Origin of the sequence: Brevibacterium permense (genome assembly GCF_013280495.1) — a bacterium.
GTDB lineage: Bacteria > Actinomycetota > Actinomycetes > Actinomycetales > Brevibacteriaceae > Brevibacterium > Brevibacterium permense.
On the sequence record NZ_JABSSX010000002.1, the window covers coordinates 181,949 to 196,816 of the forward strand.

At 67.3% G+C, this 14,868-nt stretch carries 16 protein-coding genes; all 16 read right to left on the reverse strand.

Going from position 1 to position 14,868, the window contains the following annotated elements:
- Positions 1 to 92: 92 nt before the first annotated feature.
- Positions 93 to 890 carry an indole-3-glycerol phosphate synthase TrpC gene (gene trpC, locus HK353_RS03680; RefSeq protein ID WP_173152508.1) on the reverse strand — a complete coding sequence of 266 codons (798 nt, stop codon included), beginning with the start codon at positions 888 to 890 and terminating at the stop codon, positions 93 to 95.
- Positions 887 to 1,156: an HGxxPAAW family protein gene (locus tag HK353_RS03685; RefSeq protein WP_173152511.1), complete on the reverse strand. Its 270-nt coding sequence runs from the start codon at positions 1,154 to 1,156 to the stop codon at positions 887 to 889. Before HK353_RS03685 ends, trpC begins: the two co-directional genes overlap by 4 nt.
- Positions 1,157 to 1,252: 96 nt before the next feature.
- Entirely contained in the window at positions 1,253 to 1,801 is a 549-nt protein-coding gene (locus tag HK353_RS03690; protein WP_173152513.1) for a Trp biosynthesis-associated membrane protein, read from the reverse strand.
- Positions 1,802 to 1,805: 4 nt separating this feature from the next.
- Positions 1,806 to 3,446, reverse strand: coding sequence for an anthranilate synthase component I (gene trpE, locus HK353_RS03695; RefSeq protein WP_173152516.1), 1,641 nt, complete (start codon positions 3,444 to 3,446; stop codon positions 1,806 to 1,808).
- A complete protein-coding gene (gene hisI / locus HK353_RS03700) occupies positions 3,349 to 3,705 on the reverse strand; it encodes a phosphoribosyl-AMP cyclohydrolase (protein WP_173152519.1) in 357 nt (118 codons plus the stop codon). The genes trpE and hisI overlap by 98 nt, the downstream gene beginning before the upstream one ends.
- Entirely contained in the window at positions 3,702 to 4,466 is a 765-nt protein-coding gene (hisF, locus tag HK353_RS03705) for an imidazole glycerol phosphate synthase subunit HisF (protein WP_173152521.1), read from the reverse strand. Before hisF ends, hisI begins: the two co-directional genes overlap by 4 nt.
- A gap of 9 nt (positions 4,467 to 4,475) precedes the next feature.
- Positions 4,476 to 5,978 (reverse strand): carboxyl transferase domain-containing protein, encoded by a 1,503-nt coding sequence (locus tag HK353_RS03710; protein ID WP_173152524.1) that lies wholly within the window; start codon positions 5,976 to 5,978, stop codon positions 4,476 to 4,478.
- 11 nt (positions 5,979 to 5,989) lie between these two features.
- Complete coding sequence (locus HK353_RS03715; protein ID WP_173152527.1) at positions 5,990 to 7,189, reverse strand: CaiB/BaiF CoA transferase family protein; 1,200 nt, start codon at positions 7,187 to 7,189, stop codon at positions 5,990 to 5,992.
- Positions 7,190 to 7,191: 2 nt separating this feature from the next.
- Complete coding sequence (locus tag HK353_RS03720; RefSeq protein WP_342589804.1) at positions 7,192 to 7,626, reverse strand: PH domain-containing protein; 435 nt, start codon at positions 7,624 to 7,626, stop codon at positions 7,192 to 7,194.
- 7 nt (positions 7,627 to 7,633) lie between these two features.
- On the reverse strand, positions 7,634 to 8,473 hold the full coding sequence (gene hisG / locus HK353_RS03725; protein ID WP_101544369.1) for an ATP phosphoribosyltransferase: 840 nt from the start codon (positions 8,471 to 8,473) through the stop codon (positions 7,634 to 7,636).
- A 53-nt stretch (positions 8,474 to 8,526) separates the two neighbouring features.
- On the reverse strand, positions 8,527 to 8,790 hold the full coding sequence (locus HK353_RS03730) for a phosphoribosyl-ATP diphosphatase (protein ID WP_101544371.1): 264 nt from the start codon (positions 8,788 to 8,790) through the stop codon (positions 8,527 to 8,529).
- 98 nt (positions 8,791 to 8,888) lie between these two features.
- The gene (locus HK353_RS03735) at positions 8,889 to 9,554 is read right to left on the reverse strand and encodes a nicotinamide mononucleotide transporter family protein (RefSeq protein ID WP_101544373.1); all 666 of its coding nucleotides are present in this window, start codon (positions 9,552 to 9,554) and stop codon (positions 8,889 to 8,891) included.
- A 50-nt stretch (positions 9,555 to 9,604) separates the two neighbouring features.
- On the reverse strand, positions 9,605 to 10,267 hold the full coding sequence (rpe, locus tag HK353_RS03740) for a ribulose-phosphate 3-epimerase (protein WP_139467323.1): 663 nt from the start codon (positions 10,265 to 10,267) through the stop codon (positions 9,605 to 9,607).
- A gap of 3 nt (positions 10,268 to 10,270) precedes the next feature.
- Entirely contained in the window at positions 10,271 to 11,839 is a 1,569-nt protein-coding gene (locus HK353_RS03745; protein WP_173152532.1) for an RsmB/NOP family class I SAM-dependent RNA methyltransferase, read from the reverse strand.
- Positions 11,840 to 11,844: 5 nt separating this feature from the next.
- Positions 11,845 to 12,777 carry a formyltransferase family protein gene (locus HK353_RS17395; protein ID WP_173152535.1) on the reverse strand — a complete coding sequence of 311 codons (933 nt, stop codon included), beginning with the start codon at positions 12,775 to 12,777 and terminating at the stop codon, positions 11,845 to 11,847.
- A gap of 29 nt (positions 12,778 to 12,806) precedes the next feature.
- On the reverse strand, positions 12,807 to 14,861 hold the full coding sequence (locus tag HK353_RS03755) for a primosomal protein N' family DNA-binding protein (protein WP_173152537.1): 2,055 nt from the start codon (positions 14,859 to 14,861) through the stop codon (positions 12,807 to 12,809).
- Positions 14,862 to 14,868: the final 7 nt, after the last annotated feature.

Genomic DNA, 14,868 nt, shown 5'->3' on the forward strand with positions numbered 1-14,868 from the left:
GTGGGGCGGAGAGACTCCGCCTCACCGGACGCCGGAATGGGTGCAGTGTCAGCTCATCGTCGGCCACGTGCAGCGGCCGACGCGGGCAGGGTTCAGGATGCGGACAGGGAGCGGCGTTCCCGGCCGAGTGCGGTGTACTCCTCGACTGCGGCCTGCGGACGGCCGCCGGTGACGAGGGCTTCGCCCACGAGCACGAGGTCGGCTCCGGAGTCCGCGTACTTCGACACCTCGGCGGCTCCGGCGACGCCGGACTCGGCAACTAGGGTGCAGCCGGCGGGAGCGAGTTGGGCCAGGGGCGCGAACCGGTCGGTGTCGACGCTGAGATCCTTGAGGTTGCGGGTATTCGCGCCGATGAGTTCGGCACCGAGTTCCGTCGCGATCTCCAGCTCTTCGCGATTGTGGGTCTCGACGAGCGCCGTCATCCCCAGCTCCGTGGCCAGGGCATGGAATTCGCCCAGCTGCACGGGATCGAGTGCTGCGACGATGAGCAGAACGATATCGGCACCGTGGGCACGGGCCTCATGGAACTGATATTCGTCGACCATGAAGTCCTTGCGCAGGACCGGGATGTCCACGGCAGCGCGCACCGAGTCGAGGTCCGCGAGACTGCCGTTGAAGCGTCGGGATTCCGTGAGCACGCTGATGGCCCGGGCTCCCCCGGCGGCGTACAGACCGGCGAGCGTGCCCGGATCGGGGATCTCGGCGAGGTCACCACGGGAGGGTGACTTCCGCTTGACTTCGGCGATGACGCCGAAGTCGGCGGACAGGTCGAAGGGGCGGACCGGTTCGGCCGCCGCGGCCCGCGCGGTGATCTCGCTCAGCGGAACCTCGTTCCGGCGTGCCTGCAGGTCTTCCCGCACGCCGGAGATGATGTCGATGAGGACTGTCATTTCTTCTTCGGCTTGTTGCCCAGTCCGACGGCGCGCAGGATCAGGCCGACGACGACGCCGAGGGCGACGATGCCGATGGAGATGTAGGTGATCGTGGGGTTGTGGATCGTGAAGCCCACACAGCCGACCGTGACACCGATGAGCATGATGATGACTCCGGTCCATCCCGCCACCGAGTTGCCGTGACCGGGATCGGCGATCGCTGCGTAGTCGATCGTGGATTTGTCGAGATCTGCGGCTCCGTTGCGGGCGAGGGACTGCGACATGGCGCTCCTTTGTGTGAGTGCGTGACACGCGTGTGGAATCTTTCCTCCATTGTGTCACGCTTCTTCGACTGACCGGACACCGACCCGGTCACAAGGTCATTTCGAATCCGGGTCGGCATCCGGATCGGTCGAGGTTTCGTCGTCGGGTGCGTCTTCGACGTCCTCTCCGCGGGACAGTGCGTCCCAGGTCGCGGCAGAATCGAATTCCCCGGACGCGGATTCGGCGGTGCGGGCGTAGCGGTTGGAGTTCATCCACCCGTTCGAGGCGACCGCGACCCAGACGATGCCGATGACGCCGATGCCTGCGGCCACTGCGGCGATGATCGCCCAGGAGGTGGCTCCCGGCGCCGAGGCGGCGCTCAGTGCGGTGATCCCGTAGCCGATTCCGGCGATGCCTGCCAGTGCCAGGACGACGAAGCGGCCGATCCGTCCGAGCATCGCGGCGAGCAGTCCCGAAACCGCGATGATCGCCACACACGCGGTGGCCACGGGTGAGGTCTGGGAGCTCGCATCCTCGGTGACCTTCGCCACTCCGCTGGGTCCGAGCGTGTCGCCTCCGGCGCCGGCCTGCCAGGCGGAGATCGTCAGCGCCCACAGTGCAGCGGCGATGACGAGGATGATGAGGACTCCGCGTGATTTCGTCATGGGCTCACCTCTGACTTCCTTCTGCCGCATCCAATGCGTCGGCCGCGGCGGCGGCACGCAGCACCGCTGCGGCCTTGTTCTCGGATTCCTGGTACTCGGTCTCGGGCACGGAGTCGGCGACGAGTCCGCCTCCGGCATAGACGCTCATCGTGCCGTCCCGGAGCACCCCGGTGCGGATGGCGATGGCGAGGTCGAGGTCGCCGGTGAAGGACATATAGCCGACCACTCCCCCGTAGATTCCGCGTCCGACGGGTTCGAGCTCGTCGATGATCTGCAGCGCCCGGGGTTTGGGCGCGCCCGACAGAGTGCCGGCGGGGAACGTCGCCCGCAGCACATCGATGGCCGTGGTTCCGGGTTCGAGTTCGCCGCGCACGGTCGAGCTGATGTGCATGATGTGGCTGTAGCGGACGATGTCCATGAACTCGCTGACGTCGATGGTTCCGGCTGCGCAGACCTTCGCCAGGTCATTGCGGGCGAGGTCGACGAGCATGAGGTGCTCGGCTCGTTCCTTCTCATCGGCCAGGAGCTCTCGGGCCAAGGAGTCATCGGCTTCAGGTGTGGTCCCGCGGGGGCGGGAACCGGCGATCGGGTGGGTGACCACCTCTCCTGACCGGACGGTCACGAGCGCTTCGGGTGAGGAGCCGATGATGCTCACCGGTTCCCCTCCGTCGTCATGGAGGTTGAGCAGGTACATGAAGGGGCTCGGGTTCGCATGTCGCAGCATCCGGTACACGCTCAGCGCATCAGCCTCGCACGGGGTGTCGAATCGTTGGCCGACGACGACCTGGAAGATCTCCCCGTCGACGATCTTCTGCTTCGCCGTCTCCACACCGTCGAGGTACACCTGCGGCTGGGTGCGGGTGGCCACCTCGGGGTCGGCTTTCCGGGGGCGCAGGACATCTGCCGGGCTGGGCTGCTGCAGACGCTCACACATCGCGGCGATGCGGGCGACTCCTGAAGCATGGGCGTCGTCGATGCCGGTATCGGCGCCGTTGACGTTGAACACGTTGGCCACGAGGGTGACCATTCCCGAATAGTGGTCGAAGACGGCGATATCGCCGGGGATCATCAGCTGCACGGTCGGCAGGTGGTGTTCATTGGGCCGCGGCGGCCCGAGCCTCTCGAAGCGACGGACGATGTCCCATCCGAAGTAGCCGACGAAGCTCGAGACCATGGGCGGCAGCGCCGATTCCGCTTCGGCCACGGCGAGGAGATCGAGGGTGGCGGTGACCGCGTCGAGGACGTCGCCGTCGGTGGGGATGCCGACCGGAGGGGTGCCGGTCCAGTGGAATCCGTCTTCGGTCGAGATGAGGGTGGCCACGGGCGCCGAGCCGATGAAGGAGTACCTGGCCCAGGATCCGGCGACGGCGGATTCGAAGAGGAAGCTGCCCGGTCCGCCGTCGGTGAGTTTGCGGTAGAGGCTCAGCGGTGTCTCCGAGTCCGCGAGCACCTGGGTGTGGACCGGTACCAGGCGATGGTCGGCGCCGAGGGCGCGGAACTGGTCGAGGCTGGGTCGGATCGGCAGGTTCGTGGGGTTCGCCGCTGGGTCAGTCGACACTGATGGTCCTTCCGGTGAAGCAGGTCGGGGTGTTCGTATGGCAGGCGGGTCCGGTCTGGTCGACGAGCATGAGCAGGGCGTCGGCATCACAGTCGAGGCTGAGCGAGCGAAGGTGCTGGACGTGGCCCGAGGTCTCCCCCTTCACCCAGTACTCCTGCCGGGAGCGGGACCAGTAGGTGGCCCGCTTCGTCTCCAGTGTGCGGGAGACGGCTTCGACGTCCATCCACGCGAGCATGAGCACCTCTGCGCTCGTGGCCTCTTGGACGATGACGGGGATGAGCCCGTCGGCGTTCGTTCGGATGATCTCACGCCAGTTCTCCGGAGTCGCGTCGATGTCGCTGCTCATCGGACGTCGATTCCCTGGCCGCGCAGGGCGTCCTTGACCTCGGCGATGCTCAGTGTGCCGAAGTGGAAGACGCTGGCGGCCAGCAGGGCATCGGCTCCGGCTTCCACCGCCGGAACGAAGTGTTCGACCGCTCCGGCACCGCCCGAGGCGATGAGCGGCACATCGACGGCGGCGCGGGCGGCACGGATGAGTTCGAGGTCGAATCCCTCACGTGTGCCATCGGCGTCGATGGAGTTGAGCAGGATCTCGCCGACCCCGCGGTCGGCGGCTTCCCGGATCCAGTCGATGGCGCAGCGGCCCGTGCCTTCGCGGCCGCCGCGAGTGGTGACCTCGAAGCCGGATTCCGTACTCGCGCCCTGAGCGCGGCGGGCATCGAGAGAGAGGACGAGGACCTGGTTGCCGAAGTGCCGGGAGATCTCGCTGATGAGTTCCGGGTTCTTCACCGCCGAGGTGTTGACCGAGACCTTGTCGGCTCCGTCGCGCAGCAGCCGGTCGACGTCGGCGACGCTGCGGATCCCTCCGCCGACGGTGAGTGGGATGAATACCTCTTCCGCGCAGGCGCGGACGACGTCGTGGACGGTCTCCCGATCACCGCTGCTGGCCGTGACGTCGAGGAAAGTGAGTTCGTCGGCACCGGACTCGCCGTAGCGGCGGGCGAGCTCGACGGGGTCGCCGGCGTCCCTGAGGTCGGCGAACTTCACTCCCTTGACGACGCGTCCGCCGTCCACGTCCAGACAGGGGATGACTCTGACAGCTACCACGCAGTCCTCCTAGATTCCCAGGCCCCGGTAGCGATCCATCCGGCGGGCCAGGCGCCTGGCCGAAGGTTCGCGCATGAGCGAGATGAGTTCGTATTCGAGTGTCTCACCGACCCGGGCGACGAAGTCGAGCGGTTCGTCGCTGGCGTCGGGATGCTCGGCGATGATCCGGTCGACGACTCCGTTGGCCTGCAGCATGGGAGCGTGCACGCCCTGGCTCTGAGCCATCTCGGCGGCTCTCTCCGTCGTGCGGTGCACAATCGCCGAAGCGCCTTCGGGCGGCAGGGGCGAAAGCCAGCCGTGTTCGGCGCTGAGCACCCGATCGGTCGGGATGAGGGCCAGTGCTCCGCCCCCGGATCCCTCACCGAGGATGAGCGAGACGGACGGAGCGTCGAGGTTGGCGAGGTCGGCGAGGCTGCGGGCGATCTCGCCGGCGATGCCGCCTTCTTCGGCTTCCTTCGACAGGGCAGCGCCGGGGGTGTCGATGACGGTCACGAGCGGCAGGTGCAGCTCCGCGGCCAATCGCATTCCGCGTCTGGCCTCACGCAGGGCCGCCGGGCCCATGGGTGCGCGGGAGTCCTGCCGGAATCGGTCCTGGCCGAGGACGATGCACGGTGCGGAACCGAACTTCGCCAGGGCCAGCAGCAGTCCGGGGTCCTTCTCCCCTTCGCCGGTGCCGTTGAGCGGCAGCACGGTGTTCGCTGCGGTGCGCAGCAGATCACGGACTCCGGGGCGTTCGGGGCGACGCGAGCTGGTGATCGCGGCCCAGGCATCGGAGTTCGGGTCGACGCTGTCCGGGGCCGTGTCCGGGTCCGGCACCGGGCTGGGAACTTCCTTGGCGCCCATGAGCACGTCGAGGACGCGGGAGACCGTGCCGGCGATGCGTTCGGGTCCGATGACGGCGTCGACGATGCCCATCTTGTGCAGGTTCTCCCCGGTCTGCACGTTCTCCGGGAACTTCTCTCCGTAGATGGCCTCGAAGACTCGGGGGCCGAGGAATCCGATGAGGGATCCGGGTTCGGCCACGGTGACGTGCCCCAGCGATCCCCAGGAGGCGAAGACTCCTCCGGTGGTGGGATGGCGCAGGTAGACGAGGTAGGGCAGTCCGGCCTTGCGATGGGCGATGACGGCGTTCGTGATCTTCACCATCGACAGGAAGGCGATGGTGCCCTCCTGCATGCGGGTGCCGCCCGAGGCCGGACCGGCCAGCAGGGGCAGCCCTTCGAGGGTCGCACGTTCGATGGCATCGACGAGGCGTTCGGCCGCGGCCACGCCGATCGACCCGGCGAGGAAGCGGAATTCGCCGGCGATCACGGCCACGCGACGTCCGGCGATGGTGCCTTCGCCGGTGATGACGGATTCGTCGACCCCGGACTTCTGCGCCGCGGCTTCGAGTTCAGCGGCGTAGGCGTCAGAGATCCCGCCGGCGGGCTGGACGGGAGTGGTGTCCCAGGACAGATACGATCCTTCGTCGAGGACGATGTCGACGAGCTCGAGTGCGTTGAGACGCGTCATGGCGGTTCCGTTCAGTTTCCGTCGGCGAGCCACGCCACGATGGATTCCGCGTCTTCGTCGAGCAGCGGCGGGGCATCGTGAGCGGTGCGGGTGGTTTCGACCTCACCGGAGGAATCGGCGTCGAAGAAGCGCAGCGGCGGTCCGGGCAGGTCGATGTCGCCGAGCACGGGGTGGTCGACCGAGACCTTGAGTCCCTGGCTGAGTGCCTGCTCCCACTGGTAGACCTCGGGCAGGGTGCGCACCGTGCCTGACGGGATTCCCGCCTCGGTGAGCCTGTTCAGCAGATCGGCTGCGTCGTAGGCGGAGAAGCGGTCTTCGATGAGTTCGATGACGGCGGGACGGTTGTCCACGCGCTCGGAGTTGACGGCCATACCCTCGGTGGCAGGATCGATGTCGAAGGCAGCGCAGAACTTCTGCCACAGGTTCTCGTTGCCCACGGAGATCTGCACGGCGCCGTCGCGGCAGGTGAAGAGTCCGTAGGGCGACAGCGAAGGGTGGTGGTTGCCGCCGGGCTGCGGTTCCTGACCGGCAACCGTGGCCCGGGTGCCCTGGAAGGCGTGGACGCCGACCATTCCCGCGATGAGCGAGGTGCGCACGACCTGGCCCTTGCCGGTGCGTTCGCGTTCGAGCAGGGCCGCCAGCACGCCGTATGAGCCGTAGATTCCGGCGAGCAGGTCGGCGATCGGCACGCCCACGCGCTGCATATCATCGGGTCCCGAGCCGGTCAGCGACATCAGCCCGGCTTCGCCCTGGGCGATCTGGTCATAGCCGGCGCGGGAGGCTTCGGGACCGTCGTGGCCGAATCCGGTGATGGACAGGATGACCAGGCGCGGGTTGATCTCCATGCAGCGGGCGGTGGAGAAGCCGAGTCGGTCGAGGACACCGGAGCGGAAGTTCTCGATGAGCACATCGGCGCGTGCAATGAGTCCGGTCAGGGTGTCCTTGCCCGTGTCGGATTTGAGGTCGAGGGCGATGGATTCCTTGTTGCGGTTGCACGAGAAGAAGTAGGTGGCCTGAGGATTGTCCGCAGGCCCGACGAAGGGAGGTCCCCAGGACCGCGAATCATCGCCCTTGCCGGGGTTCTCGACCTTGATCACCCGCGCGCCGAGATCGCCGAACATCATTCCTGCATGAGGGCCGGCCAGGGCACGAGAGAGATCGACGACGGTGTATCCGGTCAGGGGCCCTGCCTCGGGTGTCTCGTTCGCCATTCCTAATCCTCCTTGAAGTGGGTGCGTCTCTTGATGAGCATACGCAATCGTGCGACCTCCGCATGGGCGCGGCGACCGTCTGCGTGCTGGATCGCCATCACCGCGCAGGTGGTGCCGTCCGTGAGGTCCAACAGGGGCCACGGGTCATCGCCCTCGGGTGAGAACGTCACACCGAGGATCTGTCCCCAGTCGAGCCGACGGGTGCGCACCATGTTCCTGACCACCAGGCCCTCCTCGGTGGGCCGGGCCTGGATATCGGAGATGCGCAGCAGGGCGGCTCCGAAGAGAATGCCCAGCAGGTTCATCCATATCATGTCGAGCACTGTCCACGGTTCCCAGTCCACGACGAACAGCGCCACGGACAGGACCGCGAACCCAGCGGTCACGGCAAGGGCACCGACGAGGCTGACGATGCGCACCTGTCGTGGCCGGAACACGGCCAGATCAGATTCGGCAGGCGCCAATGTTCGTCACCAGAATCGCACGCGCCCCGACTCCGTAGAGTCGGTCCATGACGTTGTTGACTTCCTTCGCTTCGACCATGACGCGCACGGCGACCCACCCGGTCTCCTGCAGCGGGGACACGGTCGGGGATTCGAGTCCCGGGGTCAGCGAGATCGCCTCGGGAACCAGTCGCTGTTCGATGTTGTAGTCGACGAGCACGTACTGACGGGCGACCATGACCGACTCGAGGCGGCGTTTGAGCACGCCGATGCGGGATTCGGCTCCGGCGCGCTGGATGAGCACACCTTCTGATTCGAGCAGCGGCTCGCCGAAGGTTTCGAGTCCCGCGGCGCGCAGCGTGGATCCGGTCTCGACGACATCGGCGATGGCGTCGGCGACTCCGAGCTGGATGGAGACCTCGATCGCTCCGTCGAGCTGCACGGTCGTTGCCGCGATTCCACGTCGCTGCAGGTCGGCTTCCACGAGGTTCGGGAAGCTCGTGGCGATGCGGGCACCGGCCAACTGGTCGGCCGAAGTGAAGGAGCCGACTGTGCCGGCGTAGAAGAAGCGCGAGGCGCCGAATCCGAGTCCGAGCACCTCATCGGCTTCGGCCTGTGACTCGAGCAGCAGATCACGGCCGGTTATTCCGGCGTCGAGGATGCCCGAGCCGACGTAGATGGCGATGTCACGGGGACGCAGGTAGAAGAATTCGACTCCGTTGACCTCGTCCTGATGGACCAGGGTCTTGGTTCCGCGTCGAGTGGAGTATCCGGCCTCGCTGAGCATGTCGGAGGCGGCTTCGGACAGTGCGCCCTTGTTGGGCACGGCTACACGCAGCATGGGGTCCCTTTGGAGTTCGATGGCGTCGGGTCGGTCAGGTTCGCGGGAGGGTCTTACAGGTGGGTGTTGACGTCGTCGAGGGTCAGTCCCTTGGCGATCATCATCACCTGCACGTGGTAGAGCAGCTGCGAGATCTCCTCGGCGAGCTCTTCCTTGGTTTCGTATTCGGCGGCCATCCACACTTCGGCAGCCTCTTCCACGACCTTCTTGCCGATCGCATGGACTCCGGCGTCGAGTTCGGCCACGGTCTTCGAACCGGTGGGGCGATCGAGGGATTTCTGCTGGAGTTCGGCGTAGAGAGTCTCAAAGGTCTTCACTTCTCCAGCCTAATGCATGCCTCTCGGCCGCAGCATTCGGGGTCTCATGTTCTAGAACGCGGCAGGCCGGGTCTCACCGGTGCTGCCGGGGACTGACCTCAGTCCTCGGGGTCGCGGCCGATGTCGGTGGCCGGACGGTGAGGCGCAGAGATCGTCTGCCGTGACCGTTTCGACCAGTCGATGAGTCCGAGGATGACCATGACGAGGAAGAACAGGTACACGGCGCCGGAGAAGACGAGTCCGCCGGAGATCGCAAGCGGGATGCCGACGAGGTCGACGGCGAGCCAGACGAACCAGAATTCGACGATGGCCCGCCCCTGGGCGTACATGGCCACAATCGAACCGATGAAGATATAGGCGTCGGGGTAGGGGTTCCAGGACCATCCGCCCAGGGCGAGGACCCAGCCGAAGACTCCGGTGCCGATGACGAGAGCTGCGAGCAGGATCGCCCGTTCCTTCCAGCTCGCCCAGCGGACGAGGACTTCACCGGCGGCAGCCTTGGACTTCTTCCATTGCGTCCATCCCCAGACCGCGGCGACGATGATGACGACCTGCCGAGAGGCGTTGCCGCCGAGGCCGGCGGAGAGGCTCGCGGAGAAGAGGAGGATGGAGCCGAGGATCTGCACCGGCCAGGACAGGATGTTCCGGCGCAGCGCCAGGACGACCGTGGCCAGCGCACAGATGTTGCCGAACAGGTCGGAGTATGGCACAGGCTTGCCCAGCAGTTCGAATGCCGGGGTGTTCAACCAGTCGAACAGGTCCATCGCAGGCTCTCTTCAGGTGTGGGCCGTAAGCATAGTTCGGCCCGGTTCGGTCAGTGGGTGTGTGCGGCGGCGAGGGTGCGCAGTTCGCTGATGGCGGCCGCCGCATCGTCGGCTCCGTAGACGGCGGAGCCGGCGACGAGGACGTCGGCGCCGGCGTCGACGACACGGTCGATCGTCGCCGCGGAGACTCCCCCGTCGACCTGCAGCTTGATCTCGAGTCCGGAAGCAGAGATCGCTTCGCGGGTCCGCGTGATCTTCGGCAGGCACACGTCGAGGAACTTCTGACCGCCGAATCCGGGTTCGACGGTCATGATGAGGATCTGGTCGAATTCGCCGAGGAGGTCGATGAAGGGTTCGATCGGGGTGGCCGGCTTGAGGGCGAGGCTGGCCTTGGCCCCGAGACGGCGCAGTTCCCGGGCGAGACGGACGGGGGCGGCAGCCGCCTCGGCGTGGAAGGTCACCGAGGCGCAGCCGATCTCCGCGTACACGGGAGCGTTGCGGTCGGCGTCGGCGATCATGAGGTGGGCGTCGAGCGGGATCGGTGAGATCGCCTGGATGCGTTCGACGACGGGCGGGCCGAAGGTGAGGTTCGGCACGAAATGGTTGTCCATGACGTCGATATGGGCCATATCGGCGGTGCTGATCTTCGTAAGCTCACCGCGCAGATCGGAGAAGTCCGAGGACAGGATGGAGGGGTTGATGTCGATCGACATGGGTCATTTCGCCTTTCGCAGGAGAGCCAGGAACATTCCGTCGCTGTTGTGGACATGGGGCCAGAGCTGGGCGTATCGCCCGCCTTCCCGCGTCACCGACGCGAACGACTCCGCCTCGGTGCCGGTGATCGCCGACAGCGCGGCCGGGGTGTCGAGGACCTCGATGTCCGCGCTTCCCGACTTGGTTCGCAGGCGCAGAACCTCGTCGACGACGAGCACGGTTTCGGCGTAGTGCGGTGAACACGTCGAGTAGGCGACCACTCCCCCGGGCGCGCAGGCATCGAGGGCAGCGGCGAGCAGTTCGCGCTGCAGTCCGGTCAGGGAAGTGATGTCTTCGGGCGACCTGCGGTAGCGGGCTTCGGGGCGGCGGCGCAGGGCGCCGAGTCCGGAGCAGGGCACGTCGACGAGGATCTTCGAGTAGGGTCCGCGAGCGTCGCGGCCGTCGCGGACGGCGGCGGTGACGTTGCTCAGCGCCTTGGTGGAGTCGCGGACGAGGTCGACACGGTGCTCGCTGGAGTCGAAGGCCTCCAATGTCGTCGATTCGCCCGCGGCCGCAGCACCGAGGACGGCGGCCTTGCCGCCGGGTCCGGCGCACAGATCGGCCCAGGTTCCGGCGGGTGCGTCGATATCGGCCAGAGCAAGGGCGACGAGGGCCGACCCTTCGTCCTGGACGCGGGCACGTCCGTCGGCCACGGCTGCCACGTCCCGGGGAACCGCGGTCTCCAGGGTGACGCCGATCGGTGACAACGGGGTGGGTTCACCCGGCAGTTCGGCGCGGTCGATGAGCCCGGGCAGGGCGGTCACTCCGACCTTTGCGGGTGCGTTGTCGGCTTCGAGGAGAGCTTCGAGCTCGGCGGCGTCGCGGCCATGTCCCTTGAGCGCCTGGCTCAGTGCCCGGACGACCCATTCGGGATGGGAGTGTTCGATCGCCAGCCGGGTGGTCTCGTCAGCCTCGGCGGTGACGCGGTCGAGCCACTCGGTGGGTTCGGCTTCCGAGATGCGGCGGAGCACGGCATTGACGAATCCGGCGGTCTTCGCCGCCGATCGTTTGACCACGGCCACGGTTTCGGACAGTGCAGCATGGTTGGGCACCCGCATCGACAGCAGCTGGTGGGCGCCGAGGCGCATCGCTGCCAGGGGTTCGGGATCGATCTTGTCGACGGCTCGGGACGAGGCGATTTCGATGACCGCATCGTAGAACTTCTGCCGACGCAGGGTTCCGTAGGTCAGTTCGGTGGTGAAGGCAGCGTCCTGAGCCCCCATATGGGTGCGGGAGAGTTTGGCCGGCAGCAGCAGGTTCGCGTAGGCGTCTTTCGTCGCCACGTCGACGAGGACTTCCCAGGCGATGCGCCGCGGCAGGTTCTTCCCGGCCCGTTCCCCCTGTGGTGCTCCACCGTCCTGACGGGGGCGGTCGCGACCCTGGCCTCCGCGATCCTGGCCTCCGCGACCGCTTCGTCCGCGGCCGTGGCCGTCGCGTCGGTCGGTGTCTCGGGGGCCGCCTCGGCGCTGCCCGCGATTGCCGTCGTTTCCGCGGCTGCCGCCTCGGCGGTCTCTGCCTGCTGACTCAGCCATGGCTCTTATGCTTGCCTCTCGGTATAGGGGTCGAAAGTCACGTCTCCACGGCCGCGCAGGAAGTCGGCCGTGGCCATCCGGGCCTTGCCGAAGGGTTGGATCTGTTCGACCCTGACCCAGCCGTCACCGCAGCGCAGCACCGGCTGCTGCTGCCAGGTGGTCAGTTCGCCGACAGCCCCGGGGGTCGTCACTTCGGGTGCGGGTGAGAGTCCGAAGAGCTTCGTCCTCTTCCCGTCGAGTTCCACCCATGGTCCCGGTGCGGGACTGGTTCCGCGGGCCCGGTCGATCACCCGGGCGGTCGGAGCGGACAGATCGAGGTGGGCGTCGGTGACGGTGATCTTCTCCGCATGGCTGGACTCACCGGTCTGCGGGGTCAGAGTGGCGGTGCCGGCGGCGAGATCGTCGAAGGCGGCGACGAGTTCGGGGGCCCCGCGGCGTGCATAGTCCGCAAGTGCCTCTGCGACATCTGCGTGGTCGAGCGGCAGTTCGAGTCGTCGCAGCACGGGGCCGGTGTCCATGCCTTCGTCGATGCGGAACACGCTGATCCCACTGGTGGTCTCGCCGCCTATGAGTGCGCGTTGGACGGGGGCGGCTCCGCGGTAGGCCGGCAGCAGTGAGAAGTGGAGGTTGAACCAGCCGAGTCGGGCGGTGGCCAGTGCGGCGGGTCCGGCGATGGCTCCGAAGGCGACGACAGCGACGGCGTCGACGTCGAGTGCCTGCAGCTGGGCGATGACGTCGCCGCGCAGACGCCCGGCTTCGATGACGGGCAGTCCGAGTTCGAGAGCGCGGGTCTTCACCGGTGACGGGGTGAGGACCCTCTTCCGTCCGACGGGCGCATCGGGTCGGGTGAGCACCGCACGGATGCGGTGGCCCGATTCGGCAAATGCCTCAAGGGCGGGAACTGCGACATCAGGGGTGCCGGCGAAGACGATATCCACGACTTGGATTCTACTGGTTCGCCGCGCCGTCACAGCGACCGGGGATCATCGATGCGCACGCGCACCTGCCGTTGCTTCTTGGCCGACCGGGAGGCGATGATCTCGGCCGCTCTCGTTCCGACGCGGTCTCCGGCGGAGAACGGGTAGGCGCTGACGCTGCGCTGCCCGTCCTCGGCGTCCTCGCGCAGGAGTTCCTCGACCTCGCCGATCTGTTCGAGCACCTCGTCGATGTCGGCGCCTGCTCCCGTGAGTTCGAGGATCCGTCGGTAGGGCGGGAAGCCGAGAGTCTTCCGGTCGCTCAGCTGTCGTGACATGAAGGTCGTGGGGTCGAAGGCGGTCAAGGTCTGCCGGATGAGTTCGTCTTCGTCGCCGAGGTAGACGACTCCCCCGTCATCGCGTGAGCGCACGAGTGAGGCGGCACGCAGTCGGCGTGCCACACTTTCGTCGATCGAGCGCATCCAGGGCCCCGGCCACAGCGAATCCAGAAGGATCGCCGCGGCATAGCCGCCGAGCACATAAGGTTCGGCTCCGGTGGTGGCGACCACGAGTCGCGGGGTCTCGTCGAGGGCAGTGGAGATGTGGTCGCCTCCGGATTCGACGATCTCGATATCGGGCAGCGCCCGGGCGAGCTCTTCGACGGTGCGGGCCCGGCCGCGCACGATCGATCGCACACGGTTCGAATGGCAGCGCAGGCAGCTGAACGTCTCCGAGTGATAGCCGCAGGACCGGCAGGCGAAGGGACCGACTTCCGACTGTGTGGTCAGCGTCGCCTGACATTGCGGGCAGCGGGCGACTTCCTGGCAGCGGGCACAGGCGAAGACAGGATAGTAACCGGAGCGCGGCACTTGAACGAGCACCGGACCGGGCACTCCGCCGTCCCGGGGCCGCGGACGCAGCGCCGTTCGCATGATCTGCCAGGCGCGGCTGGGAATGCGCTGCCAGGCGAAGGGGTCGCGGTCCTCATCGGGGACGAAGACGACGGGGGCGGCATGCCGCCTGGCCGGTCCGACCGGTGTGACGTCGGCCAGCCAGCCGATCTCGACGAGGCGCTGCACTTCGGCGCTGCGGTCGGTGGAGACGAAGAGCAGCTCGGTGTCCTCGATGGTCGACCGCAGCAGGCAGACCTCTCGGGCGTGCGGGTACGGGGCGTGCTGATCGAGGTAGTTGAGGTTGGCGTCATCGGTGCAGATGATGAGTCCGAGGTCCGCGACGGGGGCGAAGGCCGCCGCACGCGTGCCGATCGTGATCCGCGTGTGTCCGAGCAGTCCGCGCAGCCAGGCCTGCCACCGCAGCTCCGGTGACTGGTCGGCGCTGAGCACCGAGACCTCCGCGATCCCAGCGTGGGTGAGAGTCGAATGGAGCACGGCGAGTTCACGATGATCGGGCACGAGCCAGAGCACGGATCTGCCGGCCTCGAGACTCGCGCGTGCGGCATCGAGTCCGGCACGGATCCAGCTGAGACCCGGCGTCGGCCCGGGTGTGCACGCCAGGGCTCTGCGCCGAGGCGATTCCGAGGCATCGTCGGCCGTGGGTTCCGTCCCCGCCGTAAGAACCCATTCGCCGAGGCGGTTCAGCAGCTGCGGATCATCCGCCGGCCCGTCGTTCGGTCCGGTCGCTGGGTCCGCGGCGTCCGCGTCGGTCTGTACGGCCGGATCTCCCGCCTTCTCAGCGTTGAGCACGGCTTTCTCGCCGCGGGCATGACGCGGTGGGATGGCCAGACGCAGCACATCGGCGAGGGTGCCGCCGTAGCGACGGGCGACAGCTTCGCTCAAGGCGAGCAGATCCGCACTCAGCACCTGGATGGAGCCGCTGATGCGTTGGATCGTCGCCAGCGGACCGATGTGGTCCGAGGCTTCGACGCGTTCGAGCAGATAGCCGTCGCGCAGCTTTCCGGCGAATTTCACCCGCACCCGCACACCGGGCAGGGCAGCCTCCGCGAGCTTCTCCGGCACCGCGTAGTCGAAGGTCCGCGCCAGGTGCGGGACGGAATGGTCGATGAGCACTCGGGCGACCGGTTCGGTCGGGGCCAGGGGAACCTGGCCCTCGGCCGAGGTGCCGGTGTCGATCGGGAGGGGTTCGTCCACGCCGACG

Coding starts and splice junctions, on each gene's coding strand:
- trpC (WP_173152508.1), bottom strand. CDS start 890: ATGACAGTCCTCATCGACATCATCTCCGGCGTGCGGGAAGACCTGCAG.
- HK353_RS03685 (WP_173152511.1), bottom strand. CDS start 1,156: ATGTCGCAGTCCCTCGCCCGCAACGGAGCCGCAGATCTCGACAAATCC.
- HK353_RS03690 (WP_173152513.1), bottom strand. CDS start 1,801: ATGACGAAATCACGCGGAGTCCTCATCATCCTCGTCATCGCCGCTGCA.
- trpE (WP_173152516.1), bottom strand. CDS start 3,446: ATGCCGACGCCCTGCTCATGCTCGTCGACCAGACCGGACCCGCCTGCC.
- hisI (WP_173152519.1), bottom strand. CDS start 3,705: ATGAGCAGCGACATCGACGCGACTCCGGAGAACTGGCGTGAGATCATC.
- HK353_RS03710 (WP_173152524.1), bottom strand. CDS start 5,978: ATGACGCGTCTCAACGCACTCGAGCTCGTCGACATCGTCCTCGACGAA.
- HK353_RS03715 (WP_173152527.1), bottom strand. CDS start 7,189: ATGGCGAACGAGACACCCGAGGCAGGGCCCCTGACCGGATACACCGTC.
- hisG (WP_101544369.1), bottom strand. CDS start 8,473: ATGCTGCGTGTAGCCGTGCCCAACAAGGGCGCACTGTCCGAAGCCGCC.
- HK353_RS03735 (WP_101544373.1), bottom strand. CDS start 9,554: ATGGACCTGTTCGACTGGTTGAACACCCCGGCATTCGAACTGCTGGGC.
- rpe (WP_139467323.1), bottom strand. CDS start 10,267: ATGTCGATCGACATCAACCCCTCCATCCTGTCCTCGGACTTCTCCGAT.
- HK353_RS03745 (WP_173152532.1), bottom strand. CDS start 11,839: ATGGCTGAGTCAGCAGGCAGAGACCGCCGAGGCGGCAGCCGCGGAAAC.